This is a genomic window from Acetobacter sicerae (assembly GCF_011516765.1).
Taxonomy (GTDB): Bacteria; Pseudomonadota; Alphaproteobacteria; order Acetobacterales; family Acetobacteraceae; genus Acetobacter; species Acetobacter sicerae.
The window spans coordinates 270391-291594 of record NZ_JAAABN010000003.1 but is presented as its reverse complement, the minus strand read 5'-3'; the positions used below and the strand labels follow the sequence as shown (position 1 = coordinate 291594).

Sequence of the window (21204 nt, the reverse complement as noted above, 5' to 3'; positions counted from 1 at the left end):
ACATCCAGCGAGAAAGGCTCACGCTTTCTTCAGTGATATGTGCGCAGCAGTCCGACCAGCCGCCCCTGGATTTTCAGACGTTCGGCTGGGACAATCCGTGTTTCATAAGCTGAGTTGGCAGCTTCAAGAGCAACAGTGTTACCCTTCTTCCGCAGCCTTTTGAGCGTCACTTCCGCATCATCAATGAGAGCGACAACAATCTGACCGTTCTCGGCATTGTCTTCGCGACGGATGATGACCGTGTCTCCGTCCAGAATGCCCGCCTCGATCATGGAATCACCGGCGACTTCCAGAGCATAATGCTCACCCTGACCGAGAAGCGCCATCGGCACTTCCACCTGCTCACTATGATCGTGCAGGGCTTCTATAGGCAGACCGGCCGCAATCCGGCCATAGAGCGGCAGACTCATGGAGGCCGCGGCCTCGCCCGTCTTCACGCCGGCCAGACGCTGAGAAAAGTCGCCCTTGATGACGTTCAGGGAACTGGAGGAAGCTGCCGGTGACAACTGAACAGGCTCAGGCAGGCGCAGCACTTCCAGCGCACGCGCCCGGTTATGCCGCCGCTGGATAAAACCGCGCTCTTCAAGAGCCGAGATCAGGCGATGAATGCCCGACTTGGATTTCAGACCCAGCGCATCCTTCATTTCATCGAAAGAGGGGGAAAATCCTGTCTGACCAAGATAGGAATCGATGAACAGCAGCAGTTCATGCTGTTTGCGTGTGAGCATCGCGTCCAGTCCTCTGCCAATGTCTCATCTGTGTGCGGAATCAGGTTTGTTCTACATTGGTTCCCATTTCCGGTCAATCCTGCATCCGATCCGTCCCAGTCACAAACGGGAGAAACCACCCTCCAGATCAGCAATCAGATCCGCCGCGTCATCCAGTCCGATCGCCAGCCTGAAGGCCGGTCCCTCCGGCAGCGCGTTCGGCAGCGAACGCGACACGCCGCCTGTCGTAGGCAACACCAGACTTTCATAGCCGCCCCATGACGCACCAATCCCGAAATGCCGGAGACCGTTGATCATCCGCTCCATCGTCGCCCTGTCATGGCCCGACGTCAGAACAACGGTGAACAGCGGGCCTGCTCCAGAGAAGTCGCGCTCCCAGAACTCATGTCCCGGACAGTCGGAAAACGCAGGGTAAAGCACCTGCGCCACCTCTCCCCGATCACGCAGCCAGCACGCCACTTTCCAGGCCGTACGGGCCTGCCGCGCCAGACGCACGCCCATGCTGCGCAGACCACGCAGGGTCAGCCAGCAGTCATCAGGGCCGGCGAGTTGCCCCAACTGGATCGCAGCGTCGCGCAGCATATGCCAGTCTTCCTCGGAACCGACGGTGATGGCGCCCAGAATGGCGTCCGAATGACCGCCGGGATATTTGGTCAGCGCCTGAATCGACACATCGACACCGTGCGTGAACGGCATGAAAATTCCGAAACCCCAGGTGTTGTCGAGCAGCACCCTCGCCCCGCCGTCATGCGCCACGCGGGCCAACATCGGGACATCCTGCACCTCGAAGGTGTGACTGCCGGGACTTTCCGCGAACACGACCTGCGTATTCGGCCGCATGATCGCACGGAGACCTTCTTCCGAAATCATGGGGTCGTAATAGGTGGCCTCCACACCGAACCGCCGCAGCATGGTGTCGGCAAATCGTCGGGTCGGGCCATAGCAGGAATCCGGCAGCAGGCAGTGACCACCGGAACTGGTCCATGTCAGCAGCGCCGTCGTGCAGGCGGCGAGACCGGAGGACACGATCTGCGTATCCCGCCCTTCCTCGATGACCGCGATGGCCCGCTCCAGATCGTGCTGAACGGCGGACCCCATCGCGCCGTAGATCGGCGTATGCCCGTAGCGTTCCGCGCCGACACGCCGCATGGTGTCGAGATCGGGAAACAGCACGGTCGAGCCACGGGAGACCGGCGCATTGACCAGCGTGCCGGTCCGGCGAAACGCCTCATCATGCACATCCGGTCGCCCGACTTTCACCAACCGGGCGTTCAGCCGCTCCCAGCTCGCAGCGACCCTGTCTTCACCTGTCATGATCAATTCCGCTCCCTGCCGGATGTCGCTTCCCCTTTTACGATAGGTGCGTCAGGCGTCGCCGCCCATTCCGCCCATGACCCGTCATAAAGAGAGACAGTCTCATAGCCCGCAAGCACAGCGCCGGCCACGATGACGGAGGCCGTCATGCCCGATCCGCAGGTGGCGATGAGCGGCGTCTGAAGGCTCGCAACACCAGCCTTCTCGAAACGTGCTTTCAGCGCGGCTTTTGGCAGGAAGTGTTTGTCTGCGTCCAGCAGTTCGCCAAAGGGAATATTCCGGGCTCCCGGCATATGTCCGGAGGAAAGCCCAGCCCGCGGCTCTGGGGCGGTTCCTGTGAAACGGCCGGAGGAACGGGCATCGAGAATGACGTCGTCCGTGTCAGAAGAGCAGAGGGCGAGCATGTCGCCCAGCCCTTTGAGCAGACCTGTCGTCAGCCGGGGAATATAGTGTGCGGCAACAATCGGTGAAGGCGCGCCCTGCTCAATCTCGCCTTCCGTCGCACGCCACGCAGGCAGACCACCATCGAGAATGAAGACGCGCTCGTGGCCGAACAGGCGCAGCAGCCACCAGGCGCGGCAGGAAGAGGCGATATTCCCCTGATCGTAAATCACGATCAGGCTGTCACGGGTCAGCCCGAGCTCTCCGGCCAGTCGCGCAAAACGCCCGGCGGCAGGAGCCATATGGGGAAGCGACTGTTCAGGATCGGAAAAAAGCTCGATGTCGAAACGGCGTGCGCCGGGCAGACGGGACGCCAGAAAATCCGCATCCGGGTCAGTCTGTTCGCCGGGAAGCCTGGCTGTCGCATCGAGAAGGGTAACGTCGCCGGATGCAAGCGCATCCTTTAACGTATCGACATCTATAAGAGGCTGTAACACAGGTTCGACTCCTCTCCGCTGCCTGCGGAGAGGAGGAGTGAATCACTGGATGGCGTGCTGTGCAAGCAGGGAGCGGAGACGCCCCACCGCTTCCTTGCCCTTGCAGGATTCCGCCCAGAGCACTTCGATCACCCGCTGATGGGCGTTGACCGCTTCCGGAGCGCTGGTCACCAGCGACACACCTGTGGTGGCGGCCGGGGACATGTCGCAACGGAACGGATTGATCGCCAGCATCATCCGCTCGCGACCGCGCATCAGGATGCAGTTGGTCGTGCTTTCCACATCCGCGAGCAGACTGAACTGAAGACCGATCGGCTCTGCTTCGATCAGCTCGGCAATGCGACCGATTTCCATCGCAGCCACCCTGCGTGCCTCGATGCGCAGTTCGTCCGACATGGGGATCGCCTCCCCCACGCCCCGTTGCAGGAAACGCTCGATCGCCTGTTCGCTCAGCATGGTGATCATCGTCGGACGGCGGAGGCGGTAGCTCTCTCTCCGTGCGCTGAAGATCTCCTGATACTGTTCAATCAGCTGTTTGTTTTCCACCTGCTCCGCAATTGCACGGTTCAGGATGGAATCATATTCCGGCGAGGTCACCAGATAGGCCACCGGATCGCTGATCTGGAGGATCTGATCAGCCTCCTCCTCAACCTGTCGAACACGTTCGAAGAAGCTGAGGGGGCGGCTGTAATATTCCACGCCGATACCGAGAAGAGTGAGAGGCGAAACCTTGAGTAGCTCGGCCAGTCTCTGAACCGTATCGAGTTTGATCACCTCGCCTTTTTCGTACCGATAGAGCGCGGCACGAGAAACACCGAGGCGGGCGGCGATTTCATCCGCCCTCATACCTGATTCAAGACGAAAAGCACGCAGCTGCTGTCCGATCTCGCTCAGACGCATAGTCACAGCAGCCATTCCTGTCATTCCTTGAGACACTGTTTCTGGGGAACGTTATTCGTCAATAATACGTTAATCCTGAGGGGTGTAAAGTGTCCATAATTTGCGATATCATAAAATTATGACGTCGGACGTATGAATCATACAATTTTATATCGTCGATAGCGTAATTTTAGATTCCTGCACGGGAGCCATCACATATTCGAGGCGTGACACGCACCGCATAATGTGTTTCCAAAATCCCCGGCTTTTCATCCAGGATGAAGACAGTGCACGCAGGCGATCCTGCGAAACCGAGTAATGAAACGCAGGATTCTGGCGTCATGAACGCTGAACGACTCATCTCCGGGCTGCTGATACTCGGCGTGGCCTACGGTTGCGTGGTCGTCACGGCGCCCTTTCTCTCCGCCATCCTTTGGGCGGCCATCCTGACATTCGTGACCTGGCCCATCCTGCTCAGGCTGAGACGGTATATGGGCCCGGCAACCGCTGCTGTATGCATGACCGTGCTCAGCACGATCTGCATCGTGGTGCCCATCGCGGGCATCACCTCCAAGGGACTGGCGGATGCACCGCAGGTTCTGTCCGATCTGACCGACACGTTTCTGCCCAATCTGCGCCTTCCCCCCGTCCCGGCATGGCTCAGCAAACTCCCTCTTGCCGGCGCAGAGGTCACGCATGCGTGGGATCAGGCCGGCAAGGACCTCAGCCATATCGGGCAGAGCCTGCGCCCCTATGCCGGCGATATCGCCCAGTCCGTCCTTTCCGTCCTCATGCAGCTGGCAAATGGCGGCCTGCATCTGGCAATGGCGCTTTTCATCGCCTTCTTCTTCTGGCTGAGCGGTGATTCACTGGGACGTATCGTCCATCAACTGATCGGCCGGGTCGCCGGACGACATGCGGACCGCATCCTGCGCATTGTCGGCGGAACCGTCCGGGGAACAGTCTACGGCCTGCTGGGAACAGCGATTGTGCAGGGTGTGCTGACAGGCGTGGGCTTTTTCATTGTCCGTGTTCCCGAGCCGGTTCTCTTTGGCACCCTCGCTGCGTTTCTTTCCGTGCTCCCGATCGGCGCGCCGCTTGTCTGGGTTCCCGCCGCCGTCTGGCTGGCCGTGTCGGATCATCTCTGGCGGGGCATCTTTCTGGCGCTGTACGGGATCATCCTGATCTCCGGCGCGGATCATATCATTCGCCCAATCTTCATCGCCCGCGGCGCACAACTCCCCTACCTGCTGACACTCATCGGCGTGATTGGCGGCGTTCTGGAGTTCGGCGGGCTGGGGATCTTTCTCGGCCCGGTCCTTCTTGCGGTCGGATACATCCTGATCGTTGAATTCGCCGCTGGTCGTGTTGCTGACCTGCCACAAGACCGCAAAACATCGGAGACATGATGGCCGCGCCCAAGCTGAAACCACTTTTCAAACGGATACGCCGTCGTCCCCGGCTGCGCGGCAGGCTCGCCGTAACAACCACCCGACAGGGCGATGTCGAGATCAAGATCATCAGCTGGAATCTGCTGCACAGTGTCGGCGCCAGCATTCGGGACGTGCTGACGCTTCTGGAACGGGAAAAGCCTGATCTGCTTCTGATGCAGGAAGCAACACGGGAAATCGATCAGCTCCCAGATCTGGTGGGAGGCTACTACGCCCGCTCGCCGCTTCCCGGCCGGATTCACGGCGTCGCCTGCTGGAGTCGTACGCCCTTCTCCCGTGCGCCCCGTACCTGCGTGATCCCGTCCGGCATGATCGTGCGGCGCATCGCGCAGGTCATCCGCCTGCCCTCCATCACGGTCGCCAATGTCCATCTGTCACACGGGCAGATCATGAACCGGCGTCAGCTCCGGCGTCTTTCCGCCATTCTTCCGGCGCCTGCGGCCATTCTGGGAGATTTCAATCTGGTCGGACCGACACTGGTGCCCGGCTTCTCGGATGTCGGACCACGGGCTCCCACTCACAAAATGGTCGATCTTGTTCCCATCCGTATCGACCGGTGCCTGATTCGCGGAGCGGTATGCGAACACGCCGAAGTTTTGCCAGTGTTTGCGTCCGACCACAGACCGATCATGGTCACGCTTCGACCGGGCGTTACAGTGTCGCCCGTGTTTGCTGTGGCCACGACGCCGGTTGAATAAGTCTGGGTGCTGTCTGGTTTCAAAAAGCATGCTCTCTGAAAATCCGGGGAGCAAAGCTTCACCCAAAATCTCTTGACGCTTATCGATCGGTTGTTTGGAGTGACGCGGTTAAAATCAGTCCAGCATGTGACTGTTTTACCGATTGGATCGTGGCTTTGAGCCACAAGGGATATTCCGGGACGGCTGACACGCGAGAACGCCACTCGACATGATCAGCCAAGCATCCCGGTTAAACCGCCCCATTCCACAGCGTGACGACTGTTGGGGCGGGCCTGTCTCATGCAACTCACCCCATCACCCGGCCGTGCCGGGACGATGGAGCAGCGCGCAGGGATCAGAAGCGGTAAGCGATACCAGCCGACACCACGGTCGGGTCGAGGGACTCATGAGCGCGGATACGCACGGTTTCGGCCGGATCCTGTGCCCAGGCGTGCATACGCATGAAAATCTGCTTCACGTCAGCATTGAAGAACCAGTTGCCGACGATCTGGTAGTCGAAGCCCGCATTGACAGACGGACCACCGGTAAAGCCGGAATTCAGCTTCAGACCGTTCGCGCCGTGCATGTTGTGGAACCAGGTCAGGTTGGCGCCAAGACCGACATAAGGGTTGAAGCGCTTGTGCGGACGGAAATGCCAGGCGACCGTCAGGGTCGGCGGCAGCACCCATGCGGAACCGACGTCTGTCTTGGCGCCCAGCGCGCCGCCGTGACCGGCCACTTCATGACGCGTGCTGGTGGCGATCAGATCCAGTGAAAGATTGTCGGTGAAGAAGTATTCGAGGGTCAGCTCGGGCATCGCCTGATTGGTCGTGGAAATATGCGCGCCCGGCAGACGCTGGCCGTTCAGGCTCACCTTGCTGTCACGATCCTGCGGCAGAACGCCGACACCGGACAGACGCACCATGAAGTCGCCCTTGCCAAGACCGATCTTTGTGCTGGAGCAGGTCTCGAAGATACCGCAACGACCGCTATGATCAGCCGGAGCTGCGACCGGAGCAGCTACTGGCGCGTTGACATAGGCAGAAGCCCCTGCCGGAGGCGGCGGGGGGGCAGCAGTCGTCTGGGCGTGGGCCGTGCCGCAGAGAGCGCTGGCTGCCAGAAGCGTGGCGGCCAGAAAGGATCCGGTCTTCATCATGGGGCGTCACTCTTATCAAACTGTAATGTTCGCCGCTGAAACCATACCCCCGGCGTTAGCGGCGTTGATCTGGATCAATTCATCACAACTTCCGGAAGAGTGAGTTTTTTTTGCAACAGTAAGGCGATCAGCCCGGTCCTGAATGGATGTGCCCGCTCTTCCTGCCCGGAATAGATAATGAAAAGCCCGAATGGCTCTCATCGTCGGTATGCGTTGTGGTCGATTTTACACAGACTATAAGGCAGGCAGTGTAGCCGCCTGAAACACGTCTCATGGACCTGACGTGTCCGCATGCAGAGCGGCCGGTCGCCAAGCCTCTCCTTTAACATGCTATAAAAACACCACTTTTCTCCCATCCCTGCCCAGACAGCTAACAGTCTCATCTGCTTCGTGCCGATGAAATCAGGGAGAAACGACTTATCCGGACAGTCTGAAGAACCACTGTCATCCCGGTGAAAGAGGCCATTCAGAACAAGGTGAAAAATCCTGGAGCGCCGCACACACCTGCCTGCGCTGGCAGGGTCAAATTTTTCAGCATCAGATGCCGTGTCATTTTAACAATGACCTAAATCAAGCCTGTCACCCGATCTCGGGGGGTGTGATCCGCACTCATTCGCGCTAGATAAGGCTAAGCTTCAGATAACAGAACGCCGCATCCGGCCGGAGAGAAAGACAAATCATGTCAGTATCTGCCCTGACAGCCGGAAACAGTCCGTCACACCCCAAGCGAATCGTCATTGCGGGAATGGATGGGTGTCAGGCCTGTTCTGTCTGCGAAGTGCGGGCGCATGGAATCTGTAGCGCGCTGAATGATGAGGAACTGTCCCAGCTTGCACAGGCAGCGGTGCGTGTGACCATTCCACCCGGTCGGCAGTTCATAGAGGAAGGCTCCTTTGCCGACGAGTTCTTCAACATCACCTCCGGCACGGTAAAACTCTTCAAGTCACTTCCCGACGGACGCCGCCAGATTACGGGATTTGTGAGCATCGGCCATTTTCTTGGTCTTGCCGTGTCAGACCGCTATGCCTTCGGCGCCGAAGCCATTGATCAGGTCCGCCTCTGCCGCTTCTCGCGCGAGCGGCTTGAAACCGTGATCGACGAATTCCCCCGTCTGGAACGTCGCCTGCGCAACGAGGCAGCCAACGAACTCGTCGCGGCTCAGGACCAGATGCTGCTCCTCGGAGGCAAGACCGCACGCGAGAGAGTCGCCAGCTTCCTTTATGGTCAGATCACTGACCTCTACGGCGATGACATCCCGCAGAACGCCAAGCTCCATTTCCCCATGACGCGTGCGGACATCGCCGACTTTCTGGGGCTGACCGTGGAGACCGTAAGCCGGACGATCAGCGGCCTGAGACGGGAAGGGCTGATCGCGACAGGGGCCGGTCATGAGATCACTGTCCCCTCACCATCCCGCCTGCAGATTATTGCCAGCGGCGAGGAATAACGACCCACACAGGGTGCCGGACGTGAAACGGCGTCTTCAGCCGGTCGCTGACTGCAATTCCTCGACAAGATCATCCATCGTCTCGTCTTTCGGCAACACGCCTTTCAGGTTTGTCCAGTTCTGACGGGAAATCAGACCGTAGGCTTCATCACAGCGTGTGGTGAAAAAATCATAAGACATGCGGCGCGGCCCACCCCACGTATTGAGATAGAGCCAGTCGGAATCATACCCATGCAGCCACACGGCATGACCGCCAGCGATGCTGTTATCGGCGGCAGGGTCGATGACCCAGTCATTATTGCCGACACAGGCATACTGGGGAAGAGTCAGACCGATATACAGGCCACCGAGCATGGCGATGGCGCGATGAACGGACTGCGTGTCTTTCGGGTTGATATAACCAAAAGCCGTCAGATAATCGCGTGTTTGACCCGGTCGTTCATACCCGTCACGGCACCAGCGGGACAGAACCTCAACCTCGACCGCGCCCTGATCCGTTGACGGGTCATTTTCAATATATCCGGATTCTGCGCTGTAGTTGGCGACAACTTCCTCATCACTCAGGAGAATCGGTGTGAGGGCTGAACCGGTCCATGTCCGGATGGCGGACGCTACGGACACCTGCGTGCAGCAGCCGAGACGATCATTACACCACATCGGCCAGTCAGCGTCCGCGGCCCAGTTCACCGCTGGCGGAGGAGCGGGCAGACGAAAGCTGAGAGATGCGGAAAGGCGATAGGTTCGCGGGTCCAGACGAGCGGGCTTCTTGCCCAGTCTGCGCTGAGTCATGCTGTTGGGTTCTCCACTGTTGAGCATGTGGAGAACGATACGTGTCCCAGTCCTGAACCGGGGTGCCGGGGCGTTGTTCTTATGACAGCGAAATCATGAAGAGGTTTTCGGGTGTCGCCTTTTTTCAAAAAGGCGACGTTCCCTGAAGCTTTTTAAATTATCGAACCTGCCAGTCACTGACCGCTGAGCACGCGTCCGGCGATCACTTCCAGCTTGCTCAGCAGAGCTGGCTCCCGCCTCTCCGGTGCGGTGATCAGCGCATGTTCAAGCGCACGATCACACCCGGCCGGGCAGAGGCCACGCGGCTGACCAAGCGCCGGGATCATCGCCTTGACAAGCGAACGGGCATGATCGGCATTCTGCTGCATGACCCGGACAACCGCATCGACCGTGACACTGTCATGATCCTGATGCCAGCAGTCATAGTCAGTCACCATCGCAACCGTCGCGTAGCAGATCTCGGCTTCACGGGCGAGCTTGGCTTCCGGCATGTTGGTCATGCCGATCACCGCACAGCCCCAGCTGCGATACAGCTCACTCTCCGCCCGCGTGGAGAACTGCGGCCCTTCCATCACCAGATAGGTGCCCCCACGGGTGAAGGCGATGTTCAGCTCTTTAAGCTTTTCTTCCGCCACGTCACCGATACGCGGGCAGACCGGATCAGCCACGGAGACATGCGCCACGCACCCTGTATCGAAGAAGCTTTTCTCACGCGCGAAGCTGCGGTCAATGAACTGATCCACAATCACGAAATGCCCCGGCGGCAGATCCTCGCGGAGGGAGCCCACAGCCGAAAGGGAGATGATGTCCGTGACCCCGGCGATCTTCATCGCCGCGATGTTGGCGCGATAGTTCAGACGTGACGGCGGGATCGGGTGGCCACGCCCATGACGGGGCAGAAACACGCAGCGGATGCCGTCCAATGTGCCAAACAGCAGTTCGTCAGACGGTGCGCCCCAGGGGGTATCAACGCGCCGCCATTCCTTGTTCTCAAGACCGGCGATGTCATAAAGCCCTGATCCGCCGATAATGCCGATAACCGGTTTGACCTCAGGCGCGGGACTATTCGACATTGGACCAGATTCTCCGTTTCAAGATAAAAAGCAGGATTGCGAGGCATAGCAGATAGACAAGCACCCGCACACCGGTACGATGGCGGGCGACCAGATGCGGCTGCGCGACCCATGCCAGAAAGGTCGTGACGTCGCGTGCTTCCTGCTCGACTGTCGCGGGCGTCCCGTCCGCGTAATGAACCTCGCCGTCCCGCAGCGGTGGCTTCATGGCGATCTGCCGACCCTGTGCAAAACGGTTGTAAAACTGGCCAGACGACACCGCCACACCAGCCGGAGCAGGCCCATAACCGGTGAGCAGCGCGTAAACCCTGTCCGGGCCGCCCGGATACACCACGGTCAATCGCGACTGGTCCGGCGGCAGCATTCCCTTCGGAACGCCAGCCGGTCTGACAGGCGTCGGGAACTCATCGTCCGGCAGACCATGCCGATATTTCAGCGCACCAGACAGATCCCGTCCGTCCTGAATCTGATAGCCGGACGCAATGGATTTTACGGCTTCAGCATCAAGACCCATGCCTTCCAGATCTCTGAACTGGACATGCTTCATGCCGTGACACGATGAACAGACCTGCTCGTAAACCACATACCCACGCTGTACGGCGGCAAGATCGAAATTGCCCAGCGGCCCTTCAAAGCTCCAGTGCTGAGGGGGCGCATGATCATGATCGGGCAGGGTCTGCGCCTGCATGGACGATACACTGAAAAGCGCGACAGTAAGGGCGGGAAGGACGGACTTCACCTTCACGATGCGTCCTCCAGAGCCGCATTTTCACGGCGGGACACAAGCGGCAGAACCACGAGAAAATGGAAAAAGTAGAACACCGTCGCGCATCGTCCGATAATCAGCCAGCCCCCCTCCATGTGATGCTTTCCGGCCAGACCCAGCGCCACGAACGAGACAACGAGAAGGATCATGGACAGGCGAATGAGTGGTCTTTGCTGAGCGGACCGTACAGGCGACGTATCGAGCCACGGCGCAAAAAACAGCACCGCCACGGCACCCACCGAAGCAACGAGACCGCCAAACTTGAACGGAATAGCCTGAAGCATTCCATAAAAAGGCAGAAAATACCACTCAGGCTCAATATTTGTCGGTGTGCGCAAAGGGTTGGCGGGACGATAATTCGCCGCTTCTGTCACAAGGTCCGGAAACAGGAACATTACCGCGGCCAGAATGATTGCGAAAACCGCTACTCCGAAGGCGTCCTTGATCGCGAAATAGGGTGAGAAGGGCAGCCTCCCTTTCCGGTCCGGCTCAACCCCGCTCGGGTTTCCGGAACCTGCGACATGCACGCTCGCCACATGCAGGCCGACCACGGCGACAATCGCAAACGCCAGTGTGAAATGCAGCACGAAAAGATGGTGCAGCGTGCCGTCGCCCGGCTGATCGCCATACAGAAACACGCGCTCAGCAAACGAACCGATGACGGGAATGGAGGCCAGCGCCTTTCCGGCGATGTCGGCACCCCAGTAGGACATCTGTCCCCACGGCAGAACATATCCGGCGAAAGCGGTGATCATGGTCATCACCAGCAGCAGCAGTCCAAGCAGCCACACCAGTTCGCGCGGCTTCTTGTAGGAGCCGTAATACAGGCCACGGAACAGATGGAGATAAAGCGCGCCAAGAAACAGGCTCGCCCCCGCCATATGCATCGACCGCATCAGCCAGCCGGACGGCACGCGCCGCTCGATCGCCTCGATGGACGCGAACGCTCCTGCGACTGTCGGCGTGTAATTCATAGCCAGCACAAGACCGGACAGCAGCATCAGGACGAGGACCGCCGACAGCATGGCCCCCACGGTCCAGAGCATGTTGGCCGAACGCGGCATCGGGAAATGGCGGAACTGGGCGGACAGAAAGCGTCTGACAGGCAGGCGGTTGTCGAGCCAGTCCTGTTTACTTCCGTCGCTCTCCCTATCGTTGGACGACGACCCTGTCATTCGGCGTTCCCCTGATTCCCCTGAGCACATCTAGTTCAGTTAGTGCGGAAGGTCCACGGAGGCGGGAATGTCGTAAGCTGAAGGGTGCGAAGAACCTCGTGAAGTTGGGCGGCTCTCCGGGATTTCATCCCTCATGTCGAAATCTGGCCGAAAGGTCTTCGATTCACCAGATTACTGTCTCAATCCGCTACCGGAACTGAAATTCGCGGTGGTGAAACTATGTTTCAGCACGACATCATTTCCAAAGACGACAGTAAGCGTCTTGTTTTTATTGTTTGATCTTTCCCCAATCATGCCCAGGCCCACTACATCCTGAGCGATTGAGAGGCCATCTTCCCTGCCGGACGTAAAACTGTAAACCCAGACTTCATAGCCATTTTCGTAAGTTTTCTGTCCCGGTTCACCGTAAATCTGACGCACCTGCGATGAAGTCGTCACGCCATCATGAATATTCTGATTCACTTCCTGAATGGTCGTATTTTTTATGGAAGCATCACCCGTAGACGTGCAGGCGCTCGTACTGGCTATCACAGCCAGTACGACAACAGTTCTGATGATCTTCATCCTGTGACCAGTCCTTTTAACTCCGGACCGCCAGCCTACTCCATTGTGTTCCACCAATACAGATGGAGGTTAATCCCTGACTGTGACAGGCAGAAATCCTGTCAGACAGCAAGAATACGTCAAATGGGCCGGAATAGGGATGTTTGGGGAAATGTCAGATCACAAGATGAGCAGTGCGAGGATTACCAGAATACTCAGATGCTGCGGAGGACATTTCAGCTGGGAGGGATATTTCGTTCTGACTGGTGTGTGTTGTCGGAATGGATTGATCACCGTCAGATTGCTCATGTCGTCCATGCCCATCTTCTAATCCTCGGGACAGAAGCAGGCCAAGCCGGTCATGAAGCATCACTGAAAATAGTGACGCTGGACCAGTGACGCACGGTCACAAACACTGTGACGCTCACCGGGTCTAATTAGCTGATTTCATTAGAAAATTGAGTGCATGGCGGAGAGAGAGGGATTCGAACCCTCGGTACGCTATTAACGCACACACGCTTTCCAAGCGTGCGCCTTAAGCCGCTCGGCCATCTCTCCAGCGCACGGAGCGTTTCATACCAGTATCTGTCCGAGACTCAAGGGGGAAAATGCGTTTCAGGCAATCCGGGCTGATCGCGCCCGCTCAATGAACTGCTTCACGGCTGTCGGATCCTTGATTCCCGGCGCACTCTCCACGCCGGACGCCACATCCACCGCAGGCGCTTCACTCATGCGGACAGCCTGCCCGACATTCTCCGGCGTCAGGCCACCGGCGAGAATCCACGGTGCTGGCGCAGTCCACCCCGCCGTTACGTCCCAGGGCAACGTCAGCCCGTTCCCTCCGGGCCGGCTGGCGTCTTTCGGCGCACGGGATTCGACGACCAGACGCTGAACACCGCACTGGACTGGCAGATCCGCACGGCTCGACACAGGACAGGAGAGCCAGATTTCCTTGCCGGACAGGCGGGCAAGTGCTGCCGCTCTCTCCGGCGAGGTATAGAGCTGGAGCACGTCGAGCGGCACGGTATCGAGCACTGCCGTAACCTCGGCGTCCGTGGGTTCGACAAACAGCCCGACACAGACCGAACGGGTGCCGCGGGTCCGCCGGGCAAGCTCGGCGGCACGCACCGGCATGATGTAACGGGGAGACTTCGCGAAGAAGTTCAGACCGATCCAGTCCGCCCCGTATTCCAGACAGGCATCCAGCCCGCGCTCTTCAGTCAGCCCACAGATCTTGACGCCAACACTCATGCGCGGAGGAGCCTTATTCCGAGAGTTCTGCCGCAATGGCCGCTGCGGCTGCGGTCGGATCCGCCGCACCGGAGATCGGACGCCCGACAACAATCCAGTCAGCGCCGGCCGTGCGGGCTTCGGTGGGAGTCATGACGCGCTTCTGGTCGCCCACGGCCGCGCCATGCGGCCGGATACCGGGCGTCACCAACACCGGTTTGTCGCCGAATTCCGCCCGCAACGCCGCCAGTTCATGCGCGGAACAGACCAGCCCGTCCGCGCCATTGCGGAGCGCCAGTTCAGCCAGACGGAGAACCTGCGCCTTTGCGCCGTCCTTTATGCCCATCTCGGCGAGACCGTGATCGTCGAGACTGGTCAGAACCGTGACCGCCAGCAGGATCGGCTTCTGGTCTTCCGGGAAACTGTCATCGCAGGCCTTGCGGGCGGCTGCGACCATCGCGCTGCCTCCGCCTGCGTGAATGGTCAGCATGGCCGGTCTGATCCGGCTCAGGCTGCCGATGGCGGCTCCCACCGTGTTGGGAATGTCGTGCAGCTTCAGATCGAGAAACAGGTCACGCCCCGACGCGACTCGCTCGACGGCATCGAAACCGGCGGCGTAGGCAAATTCCAGTCCCAGCTTGATGGCGTCCGCATGCGGCGAGACAGAAGCTGCCCATGCCTCGGCCTGTGCAGGATCACGCGTATCAAGAGCGGCGATAAGCCGTGTGCGACGCTGTGCCATGCCTCAGACCGCCGAAGAAGATGGCGGCGCAATCGGCGTGATCGTCGTTGTGGCCGGCGGGGCAGCGCTGGTTGTGGCGGAGAGACGCATCTGTGTCTGCAACCGCTCAAGCTCCACCGTCTGGCTGGCGACGGTTGCCTCCAGTTCCTTGTTTCGGGCCTCGGCCTTTCTGGCCCGGCGACGCTGGCTCAGCTCACTGACCCAGACGCCGAACGCGCCGAGCAGCAGGCCGACAAAAGCGGTCAGAACGGCCAGCACACCCACAGAGGAAGACCAGCTGTAGGTCAGGAACCACATCTGTGAGGGCTCCTGATTGCTCGCGGCAAACAGGATCAGAGCCAGAAGAAAGGGGACAAGCAGGATAAGACGGATCATGAAGCATTCGTAGCCTTAGCCGCTGCCGGTAGCAAGAAATGCCGTGCTTTTTACTTTTATGACAGGAACATCTTCTGTTGCGGCACAAAGGTGGTCACGACTGTTTCTCGGTGCGGAAGGCCCGGAGGATATCCTGCGCCGCGAAAGTCCACGGGGTTTCCCTGAAGTCTCTCCCAACCCGCTGCGTCAGTTCCGCAAGCGTATTGGCCTCAAACAGAAGCTGTCTGATCTTTTTCAGAGCATCGTTGAGATTGTCCGGATCAAAATGCCCGGTCAGCCCCTGCCCCGCTTCCACCAGCGCTCCGCGATCGGAAGCCAGACAGACCTTGCCGCGTATGAGGCTTTCCGACACGGGCAGGCCCCAGCCTTCGTAAAAAGACGGCACGACCGTGAACAGCGCGTTCCGGTAGAGCGTGTCGAGCTGCGCATCGGAAGGACGCAGAATGAGCGTGATATGCCCATCCAGAAAATTGCTGTTTCTGAGCTGTCCCATCAGGTCTTCCGCCAGCCATCCCGGCGAGCCGACAAGAACCAGATGAGGAATATCCTCCGGCCTGTGTTCACTCAGAAGCCGTCGCCAGAGACGGAAGAGAAGCACATGATTCTTGCGGACCTCGAACGTCCCCACGGACAGGATATAGGGGCGGCTGATGGCAGACGGGACGTCGTCGTTTTTCGGTTCGCCGGGTTTCATGCCGCCCATCCGGATCGGATGAGCGGTCACGCCGGGAAACTGCCTTTCAATATCGTTCCGGGTGGCTTGAGAGACTGAAAACACCTGATCGCAGGCTGGCAGGGTGGAGGTCAGCCAGCGTCGGAAAACACGCGGCAGGCCCGCTGGACACCATTCGGGGTAAAGCAGCGGAATGATGTCATGCACCAGCAGACCGAATGTCACACCGTGATGGTGACGATAATGGTTGATGAGCGTTCCGTAATCAGGATGCGCCCATGGTGCGCCCAACGCCAGAATGACATCATGCGGTGCAGGCTGGAAGGGGTGTCGCGCTCGGGTGTCGCTCTGTTGTCTGGCCTGACGGATGATGGAAAGAGCCCCTCGCGCCAACGCAGGCAGATCCCGCAGGGCTGCGCTCTGGTGAGCGGCCAACTGTCCCAGCGGCACACGCACGGGTACAGGAAGTCGCAGAGCAAGACGTCGGAGCAGGGAGGGCGTTGCGCGTTCACTGGAACTGACTGAACCGGCCTGTCCGGAAACCTGCTCCGTATGTGTTGTGAGACGTTCGTAAAGCGCCCCGACCTCCGCATCCGGTACGACGACAAACCGGCGTCCATCCAGACTGTGCCTCAGAAAGCCGATGCGCTGCTGCATATCCGGCAGGCTGCGCATGGCGCGCTGGATTTCGAAAGCGACCCGCTGGATGCCGCTGGGACGTGTATTGGTGCGGCCATACTCGAACAGATCCTCGACATCGAACCAGACATGTCCGGGCAAGGGTTCTGAAGAAAGAGGTGAGGCTGGCATCGTCAGGGGTGTTTCCGGCTTCTGATGGAAACTGAATAATGGACCGGTTACGACGATGCCAGAGCCTCATGACCGGACCCGCCAGTCTGAATGGGTGGAAACCGGCCATGAAGCAGTCGTTGGAATTTTTCGATCGAACCCGGTTTCCAGCCGCCTACTGCGCTACTGCGGGTGACTGTTCACGAGATTCATGCGCCCGTTCAGGCGACTTCATCTGAACGGGCGAAACATTGAACCGGCTCAGTTGGCCTGAAGACCGCGCGCGATGATGGTCTGGGCTTCAGCCGGAGAAAGTGTCGTCTTCACCGTCGTGGACACGCTGCTGATCACGGCTTCAAGCGCCGGCAGGAGCGCCGATACAGCCTGAACCATGGTGTTGACCGAGGCCGGAAGCTGGGACTGGAACGCCTGAAGAACGGTTACAGCGGCCGAGGCGGCGCTTTCGGCTGTTTCGATCCAGTTCTGGGCGACAGTCAGAGTCACGGTGGAGGCTGCGGTCGCCGCGACTTCAGCGGTGACAGTGCTGACCTGCGTGATGGCAGCGGTGATTTTCGCTGTATTCTCCGTGCCGATGATACTGCTGACCGTGGTGGAGTTCACCATCTGCGTCAGACCGGATTCAATGCTGCTGATGATGGAAAGAACCTTGGTGACGTTGACGCTATAGGTCGTATTGCCGCCGGAAGAGGTCACCGTGCAGGCGGTCAGAGAGGCCATGGCGCCTGCACCGCTGGCGAGAAGGCCAGCACGAAGCAGTGATCGGCGGGAAAGACTGGACATGAAATCTCCTGAAATAAAATGAAGCAGATAAAAATATGGGAGGTGCTTAAAATAACCGGACCATAAGGGGCGGTTGCGCGACGCATTGTACTTGTCCACAGGATGCGGCGGAGAAAGGATTTGCCTGATCTTTACACATCGGCGGTAACCGGCCTTTTCTCCGCCGCATCCTGCCGATAAAGTTCGGCACCGTTACCGGTCAGGCTCGATAAAGGGCCCCCGATGAAAGGCTTGTACGTGAAGACTGCCCTGCCTCTTTGGACTCTGACAGCGTTATGCCTTGCTACACCCGCGATGGCGGATGAAACGCTGACGTCTGCGTCGGAAAGCTCCGTTGCGAATGAACAGCTCCGCAAGGAACTGGCCGTCCTGCAGGCAGATCCCGAACAGGCCAGCGAAGCGTGTATCACCGCGATGAAGGAGTTGCGTGATACTCAGGCGAAGATTTCTGCGGCCGAGGAGAGATCCAGTTCAGCCGATCTCACGGTCGCCAAGGACGTGCTCGAATCGGATTATGAAAACGCGATCGAGATGTGTGGTCCTGATGCGCGCCGGACCTGCACGGCGCCGGACCGGCCAGCAAAACTGACGCAGGCCTGCGCTGTCCTGAAAACCGAAATGGACTGAGCAGCAAGCCTGCTCCAGTTGCAGCTTGAGCGTATTCAGGAGGCCGTTTTTTCCGCAGCTTTTTGAAAAAAGCTTCCTTATAGTTTCAGTGCGTATTTAGAGATCGTTTTCAATCCGCGATGCTCATGTCGGCGCGCCGCCACCAGCATTTCCCGGCAGGCCTTGGCGTCGGAAGCATAGGCAGCGGATCACCGGAAAACTCCACCGTGTTGGTCGGTGTTTCCTGCAACGTCACGGTCGTGCAGCGCAGGATAGCGCCGTCGGCAACCAGCATCGCGTCCAGCTTGGCTTTCAGCAGGCAGACCATCATCTCGGTGGTCGGATCGCCCGGCGTCACGATAATCCGCTCGGCCCTCGCCGGTTCATGGGCACGGAACCATCCCAGCAGCGGATCATCCTCCGCCAGTTGCAGGGCATGATCCAGTTTCTCATCGACAAACCTGTGCCAGCCGCTTTTGGCCCGCTGAAACGAGACCGGCATATTGGCCACACCATCGAGCGCGCTCAGGCTGGTCGGCTCAAGGCGTACGGTGACAAATTCATTGTGACCATGCGGAAGAGCGCAGCTTTCGCTCGCTCCGTGAATCAGCCGGTGCCCCATTGAAAAGCGGCGGGTGAAGATCAGATCAACCATGGCTGCCGTTCCCGCTGTGAGTGGTCCCGCGCAGCGCCTCGTAAGCGGTCCAGCCCGACTTGCGCAGTTCGCAGGCCGGGCAGACGCCACATCCATGTCCCCACGCATGAAGGGTGCCGCGTGTCCCGAGGTAGCAGCTGTGGCTCTCATGGTTGATCAGCGTGACCAGCGGTTCGCCTCCAAGCGACTCAGCCAGTTGCCACGTCTGCGCCTTGTCGATCCACATCAGCGGCGTGTGCAGGACGAAGCGCGAATCCATTCCCAGGTTCAGGGCGACCTGAAGCGCCTTGATCGTATCGTCCCGACAATCGGGATAACCGGAATAATCGGTTTCGCAGACGCCTGTGACAATGTGACGCAGACCTCGCCGGTAGGCGAGAGCAGCGGCGAAACTCAGGAAAATCAGATTGCGACCGGGAACAAACGTGCTGGGCAGGCCGCTTTCCGTCATCTGGATTTCGGTATCACGGGTCAAAGCCGTATCGGACACTTTCCCGAGCGCATCGAGTTCCAGCGTGTGGTCCGGGCCAAGCCGCTCTTTCCAGTCGCCTTGTAGAGCCGCCATGCCGTCACGCAGCGTATCCCGACAGGCCAGTTCGACGGCGTGACGCTGACCGTAGTCAAACCCGAGTGTTTCCACGCGGGAAAACCGATCAAGCGCCCAGGCGAGGCAGGTTGCCGAGTCCTGCCCGCCCGAAAACACCACAAGCGCACCGTCTGTTGAGGAAGGCTTAAGAGACATAGTCAGGGTATCCCGATGAGCTTGTGAGTCTGAAGAGACAGACGCCAGCGCGGATGGGCGAGACAGTACCGGACTGCGGCGTCCGTGTTGGCGAGGCGGTCAGGGCCGTCCATCGGCTGTAGCCAGAACTGCCGGAAGTCGAGAGCCACCATGTCCGCCGGATCGAGTTCAGGCTGCGGATAGACCAGTTTCAGTTCGTGACCGCTTTTCTGGACCCATTCTGAACCGGCTTTCGGGCTGATGCAAAGCCAGTCGATGCCATCGGGCGCGGCAATGGTGCCGTTGCTTTCCACAGCGATCATGAATCCTTCCTGATGGACTGCGTCAATGAGCGCCGCATCAAGCTGGAGCAGCGGCTCCCCACCAGTGAACACCACAAACCGCTGGTCATGCTCAGGAAGCGCCCAGGTCTCTGCGATGGCTTTCGCCAGCGCCGCGGCATCCGCAAATCGACCGCCGCCCTCACCATCGGTACCGATAAAATCGGTATCGCAGAAACGGCATACGGCCTTCTCCCTGTCAGTCTCCCGGCCAGTCCAGAGATTGCAGCCGGAAAAACGACAGAAAACAGCGGGACGGCCGGTCTGGCCGCCCTCGCCCTGCAACGTATGGAAAAGTTCCTTAACGGCGTAACTCATGCCGGGTCATGTCGGACAAGATGGCGTGGATGGCAAGAGGAATCAGGTATTGTGCGGTGAAAGCAGGATGACGGCAGTGCCGGCGAGACACAACGCCACGCCAATATAGTCAGCCCGATCCGGCTGAACTCCTTCCACACTCCAGAGCCAGAAGAGCGCGACCGCAATATAGATTCCTCCATAAGCGGCGTAGGAACGGCCGGCCGCATTGGTATTGATGAGCGTAAGAAGCCACGCGAAAGCGACGAGAGAGGCGCATCCGGGAAACAGCCAGAACGGGGAACGTCCTTCTCGAAGCCAGGCCCAGAATGAAAAACATCCTGCAATTTCAACGAATGCTGCGAGTGTGTAGATGATCAGGGACATGACGCTCTCAAAGTTAACAAGTGGCAAAATATACCATTGGGTAAGACATCATAAGGATATTGTTAATGTTTCAAAACTATTCCCGTTTTGGCTGTAACGATTTTATGGCGCTTTCTTGATGAACTAATAACACAAAAACACCGGATTAACGACCTATTATCTGTATCCAAACTGCATGTTCTGATAGAAAAAACTCAACGAAGCGACCTAAAAAATCGCAAATACTTAAAAGGGACAAGTAAATGTCTGGGATGCGCGAACTTTCACTATCTGAACTCAACACTGTTTCTGGTGGTTGCTGCTACCATCCCCAGCACTCCTGCGGCGGAGCAAGCCAGACCTCGCTCGCCGGTATGATCGGCGCCTATGCCGGTTACCTTGCTGGAATGTACAATGTTGGCGCTGACTATTTTAATCACGCATCCTGCTCCACCATTGCCAGCGCCTGGCAGAATGTCGGCGCCGACATGAAGCTCGGCTACAGCATGGGATCCAGCATGTCTGTAAGCGGCGCCCTCAACCTGCTGCAGCAGACAATTTCCTCCATCAGCTCCGCTGTCACGGTCAACAAGTGTGGCTGGGTCACCAGCGAAAACCTGATCGCATTCCCGTCCGCCCCCAGCAATCCGCTCGGCTGATTGGTCCCGCCCTGCAGTTCCCAGCGCTTCCGTTCCGGGCGCCGGGAACTGCTTGTCTCGTCCTGACCAGAAA

24 protein-coding genes and 1 tRNA gene are annotated in these 21204 nt (G+C 58.9%); 5 read left to right on the top strand and 20 right to left on the bottom strand.

The annotated features are described in order from the left end of the window. Positions 1-29: 29 nt before the first annotated feature. From lexA to GVI59_RS05505, 4 genes are all read right to left on the bottom strand, one after another. A complete protein-coding gene (gene lexA, locus GVI59_RS05520; RefSeq protein ID WP_173573291.1) occupies positions 30-728 on the bottom strand; it encodes a transcriptional repressor LexA in 699 nt (232 codons plus the stop codon). Positions 729-827: 99 nt separating this feature from the next. Further along, positions 828-2042 carry a cystathionine beta-lyase gene (gene metC, locus GVI59_RS05515; protein WP_173573290.1) on the bottom strand — a complete coding sequence of 405 codons (1215 nt, stop codon included), beginning with the start codon at positions 2040-2042 and terminating at the stop codon, positions 828-830. A 2-nt stretch (positions 2043-2044) separates the two neighbouring features. Further along, a complete protein-coding gene (locus GVI59_RS05510) occupies positions 2045-2920 on the bottom strand; it encodes a rhodanese-like domain-containing protein (protein ID WP_173573289.1) in 876 nt (291 codons plus the stop codon). A gap of 42 nt (positions 2921-2962) precedes the next feature. Beyond that, positions 2963-3835, bottom strand: coding sequence for a helix-turn-helix domain-containing protein (locus GVI59_RS05505; protein ID WP_173573288.1), 873 nt, complete (start codon positions 3833-3835; stop codon positions 2963-2965). A gap of 305 nt (positions 3836-4140) precedes the next feature. On the opposite strand from GVI59_RS05505, the gene GVI59_RS05500 reads away from it, so the two are divergent. Continuing rightward, positions 4141-5208 (top strand): AI-2E family transporter, encoded by a 1068-nt coding sequence (locus tag GVI59_RS05500; RefSeq protein ID WP_173573287.1) that lies wholly within the window; start codon positions 4141-4143, stop codon positions 5206-5208. After that, a complete protein-coding gene (locus GVI59_RS05495) occupies positions 5205-5948 on the top strand; it encodes an endonuclease/exonuclease/phosphatase family protein (protein ID WP_173573286.1) in 744 nt (247 codons plus the stop codon). The genes GVI59_RS05500 and GVI59_RS05495 overlap by 4 nt, the downstream gene beginning before the upstream one ends. A gap of 334 nt (positions 5949-6282) precedes the next feature. Here the strand turns inward: GVI59_RS05495 and GVI59_RS05490 are convergent, their stop codons facing one another. After that, entirely contained in the window at positions 6283-7083 is an 801-nt protein-coding gene (locus tag GVI59_RS05490; RefSeq protein WP_173573285.1) for an OmpW/AlkL family protein, read from the bottom strand. 679 nt (positions 7084-7762) lie between these two features. Here GVI59_RS05490 and GVI59_RS05485 point away from each other — a divergent pair. After that, entirely contained in the window at positions 7763-8530 is a 768-nt protein-coding gene (locus GVI59_RS05485; protein ID WP_173573284.1) for a Crp/Fnr family transcriptional regulator, read from the top strand. Positions 8531-8566: 36 nt separating this feature from the next. Here GVI59_RS05485 and GVI59_RS05480 read toward each other — a convergent pair whose 3' ends face one another. The 11 genes from GVI59_RS05480 to GVI59_RS05430 all read right to left on the bottom strand — a co-directional run bounded on the left by GVI59_RS05480 (position 8567) and on the right by GVI59_RS05430 (position 17486). After that, positions 8567-9319, bottom strand: coding sequence for a C1 family peptidase (locus tag GVI59_RS05480; protein ID WP_173573283.1), 753 nt, complete (start codon positions 9317-9319; stop codon positions 8567-8569). Between the two features lie 173 nt (positions 9320-9492). Beyond that, positions 9493-10392 carry an S-methyl-5'-thioadenosine phosphorylase gene (locus GVI59_RS05475; RefSeq protein ID WP_173573282.1) on the bottom strand — a complete coding sequence of 300 codons (900 nt, stop codon included), beginning with the start codon at positions 10390-10392 and terminating at the stop codon, positions 9493-9495. Further along, positions 10382-11080, bottom strand: coding sequence for a cytochrome c1 (locus tag GVI59_RS05470; RefSeq protein WP_173573327.1), 699 nt, complete (start codon positions 11078-11080; stop codon positions 10382-10384). Before GVI59_RS05470 ends, GVI59_RS05475 begins: the two co-directional genes overlap by 11 nt. A gap of 53 nt (positions 11081-11133) precedes the next feature. Continuing rightward, positions 11134-12333 (bottom strand): cytochrome b, encoded by a 1200-nt coding sequence (locus GVI59_RS05465; RefSeq protein WP_173573281.1) that lies wholly within the window; start codon positions 12331-12333, stop codon positions 11134-11136. 171 nt (positions 12334-12504) lie between these two features. Then, a complete protein-coding gene (locus GVI59_RS05460) occupies positions 12505-12897 on the bottom strand; it encodes a hypothetical protein (RefSeq protein ID WP_173573280.1) in 393 nt (130 codons plus the stop codon). Between the two features lie 446 nt (positions 12898-13343). Next, positions 13344-13434: transfer RNA gene (locus tag GVI59_RS05455), tRNA-Ser, on the bottom strand. A gap of 57 nt (positions 13435-13491) precedes the next feature. Further along, a complete protein-coding gene (locus GVI59_RS05450; protein WP_173573279.1) occupies positions 13492-14127 on the bottom strand; it encodes a phosphoribosylanthranilate isomerase in 636 nt (211 codons plus the stop codon). 13 nt (positions 14128-14140) lie between these two features. Then, positions 14141-14848, bottom strand: a complete 708-nt coding sequence (gene pyrF, locus GVI59_RS05445) for an orotidine-5'-phosphate decarboxylase (RefSeq protein ID WP_173573278.1) — start codon at positions 14846-14848, stop codon at positions 14141-14143. A 3-nt stretch (positions 14849-14851) separates the two neighbouring features. Continuing rightward, a complete protein-coding gene (locus GVI59_RS05440; RefSeq protein WP_173573277.1) occupies positions 14852-15223 on the bottom strand; it encodes a lipopolysaccharide assembly protein LapA domain-containing protein in 372 nt (123 codons plus the stop codon). A 94-nt stretch (positions 15224-15317) separates the two neighbouring features. Continuing rightward, a complete protein-coding gene (locus GVI59_RS05435) occupies positions 15318-16706 on the bottom strand; it encodes a glycosyltransferase family 4 protein (RefSeq protein WP_173573276.1) in 1389 nt (462 codons plus the stop codon). Between the two features lie 240 nt (positions 16707-16946). Continuing rightward, positions 16947-17486 (bottom strand): hypothetical protein, encoded by a 540-nt coding sequence (locus tag GVI59_RS05430; protein ID WP_173573275.1) that lies wholly within the window; start codon positions 17484-17486, stop codon positions 16947-16949. A gap of 222 nt (positions 17487-17708) precedes the next feature. Here GVI59_RS05430 and GVI59_RS05425 point away from each other — a divergent pair, with 222 nt between their 5' ends. Continuing rightward, positions 17709-18113 (top strand): hypothetical protein, encoded by a 405-nt coding sequence (locus GVI59_RS05425; protein ID WP_173573274.1) that lies wholly within the window; start codon positions 17709-17711, stop codon positions 18111-18113. Positions 18114-18222: 109 nt separating this feature from the next. Here the strand turns inward: GVI59_RS05425 and GVI59_RS05420 are convergent, their stop codons facing one another. Genes GVI59_RS05420 through GVI59_RS05405 form a run of 4 tightly spaced genes read right to left on the bottom strand, consistent with a single transcriptional unit; the run spans position 18223 to position 20493 of the window. Next, the gene (locus tag GVI59_RS05420; protein ID WP_173573273.1) at positions 18223-18747 is read right to left on the bottom strand and encodes a 6-pyruvoyl trahydropterin synthase family protein; all 525 of its coding nucleotides are present in this window, start codon (positions 18745-18747) and stop codon (positions 18223-18225) included. Next, positions 18740-19489 carry a 7-cyano-7-deazaguanine synthase QueC gene (gene queC / locus GVI59_RS05415; RefSeq protein WP_173573272.1) on the bottom strand — a complete coding sequence of 250 codons (750 nt, stop codon included), beginning with the start codon at positions 19487-19489 and terminating at the stop codon, positions 18740-18742. Before queC ends, GVI59_RS05420 begins: the two co-directional genes overlap by 8 nt. Positions 19490-19491: 2 nt before the next feature. After that, entirely contained in the window at positions 19492-20127 is a 636-nt protein-coding gene (queE, locus tag GVI59_RS05410) for a 7-carboxy-7-deazaguanine synthase (RefSeq protein WP_173573271.1), read from the bottom strand. Positions 20128-20169: 42 nt separating this feature from the next. Continuing rightward, positions 20170-20493, bottom strand: a complete 324-nt coding sequence (locus GVI59_RS05405) for a YnfA family protein (RefSeq protein ID WP_173573270.1) — start codon at positions 20491-20493, stop codon at positions 20170-20172. Between the two features lie 242 nt (positions 20494-20735). Between GVI59_RS05405 and GVI59_RS05400 the strand changes: the two genes are divergently transcribed. Beyond that, positions 20736-21131 (top strand): hypothetical protein, encoded by a 396-nt coding sequence (locus GVI59_RS05400; RefSeq protein ID WP_173573269.1) that lies wholly within the window; start codon positions 20736-20738, stop codon positions 21129-21131. The last annotated feature ends 73 nt before the right edge of the window (positions 21132-21204 follow it).

Bases quoted from the DNA above. Each gene is read 5' to 3' on its own strand.
- GVI59_RS05505 (WP_173573288.1), bottom strand. From the start codon at position 3,835: ATGGCTGCTGTGACTATGCGTCTGAGCGAGATCGGACAGCAGCTGCGT.
- GVI59_RS05400 (WP_173573269.1), top strand. From the start codon at position 20,736: ATGTCTGGGATGCGCGAACTTTCACTATCTGAACTCAACACTGTTTCT.
- queE (WP_173573271.1), bottom strand. From the start codon at position 20,127: ATGAGTTACGCCGTTAAGGAACTTTTCCATACGTTGCAGGGCGAGGGC.
- GVI59_RS05500 (WP_173573287.1), top strand. From the start codon at position 4,141: ATGAACGCTGAACGACTCATCTCCGGGCTGCTGATACTCGGCGTGGCC.
- GVI59_RS05430 (WP_173573275.1), bottom strand. From the start codon at position 17,486: ATGTCCAGTCTTTCCCGCCGATCACTGCTTCGTGCTGGCCTTCTCGCC.
- pyrF (WP_173573278.1), bottom strand. From the start codon at position 14,848: ATGGCACAGCGTCGCACACGGCTTATCGCCGCTCTTGATACGCGTGAT.
- GVI59_RS05460 (WP_173573280.1), bottom strand. From the start codon at position 12,897: ATGAAGATCATCAGAACTGTTGTCGTACTGGCTGTGATAGCCAGTACG.
- GVI59_RS05450 (WP_173573279.1), bottom strand. From the start codon at position 14,127: ATGAGTGTTGGCGTCAAGATCTGTGGGCTGACTGAAGAGCGCGGGCTG.
- GVI59_RS05495 (WP_173573286.1), top strand. From the start codon at position 5,205: ATGATGGCCGCGCCCAAGCTGAAACCACTTTTCAAACGGATACGCCGT.
- GVI59_RS05405 (WP_173573270.1), bottom strand. From the start codon at position 20,493: ATGTCCCTGATCATCTACACACTCGCAGCATTCGTTGAAATTGCAGGA.
- GVI59_RS05490 (WP_173573285.1), bottom strand. From the start codon at position 7,083: ATGATGAAGACCGGATCCTTTCTGGCCGCCACGCTTCTGGCAGCCAGC.
- GVI59_RS05420 (WP_173573273.1), bottom strand. From the start codon at position 18,747: ATGGTTGATCTGATCTTCACCCGCCGCTTTTCAATGGGGCACCGGCTG.
- queC (WP_173573272.1), bottom strand. From the start codon at position 19,489: ATGTCTCTTAAGCCTTCCTCAACAGACGGTGCGCTTGTGGTGTTTTCG.
- GVI59_RS05485 (WP_173573284.1), top strand. From the start codon at position 7,763: ATGTCAGTATCTGCCCTGACAGCCGGAAACAGTCCGTCACACCCCAAG.
- GVI59_RS05465 (WP_173573281.1), bottom strand. From the start codon at position 12,333: ATGACAGGGTCGTCGTCCAACGATAGGGAGAGCGACGGAAGTAAACAG.
- GVI59_RS05470 (WP_173573327.1), bottom strand. From the start codon at position 11,080: ATGCAGGCGCAGACCCTGCCCGATCATGATCATGCGCCCCCTCAGCAC.
- lexA (WP_173573291.1), bottom strand. From the start codon at position 728: ATGCTCACACGCAAACAGCATGAACTGCTGCTGTTCATCGATTCCTAT.
- metC (WP_173573290.1), bottom strand. From the start codon at position 2,042: ATGACAGGTGAAGACAGGGTCGCTGCGAGCTGGGAGCGGCTGAACGCC.
- GVI59_RS05440 (WP_173573277.1), bottom strand. From the start codon at position 15,223: ATGATCCGTCTTATCCTGCTTGTCCCCTTTCTTCTGGCTCTGATCCTG.
- GVI59_RS05435 (WP_173573276.1), bottom strand. From the start codon at position 16,706: ATGCCAGCCTCACCTCTTTCTTCAGAACCCTTGCCCGGACATGTCTGG.
- GVI59_RS05480 (WP_173573283.1), bottom strand. From the start codon at position 9,319: ATGACTCAGCGCAGACTGGGCAAGAAGCCCGCTCGTCTGGACCCGCGA.
- GVI59_RS05425 (WP_173573274.1), top strand. From the start codon at position 17,709: ATGAAAGGCTTGTACGTGAAGACTGCCCTGCCTCTTTGGACTCTGACA.
- GVI59_RS05475 (WP_173573282.1), bottom strand. From the start codon at position 10,392: ATGTCGAATAGTCCCGCGCCTGAGGTCAAACCGGTTATCGGCATTATC.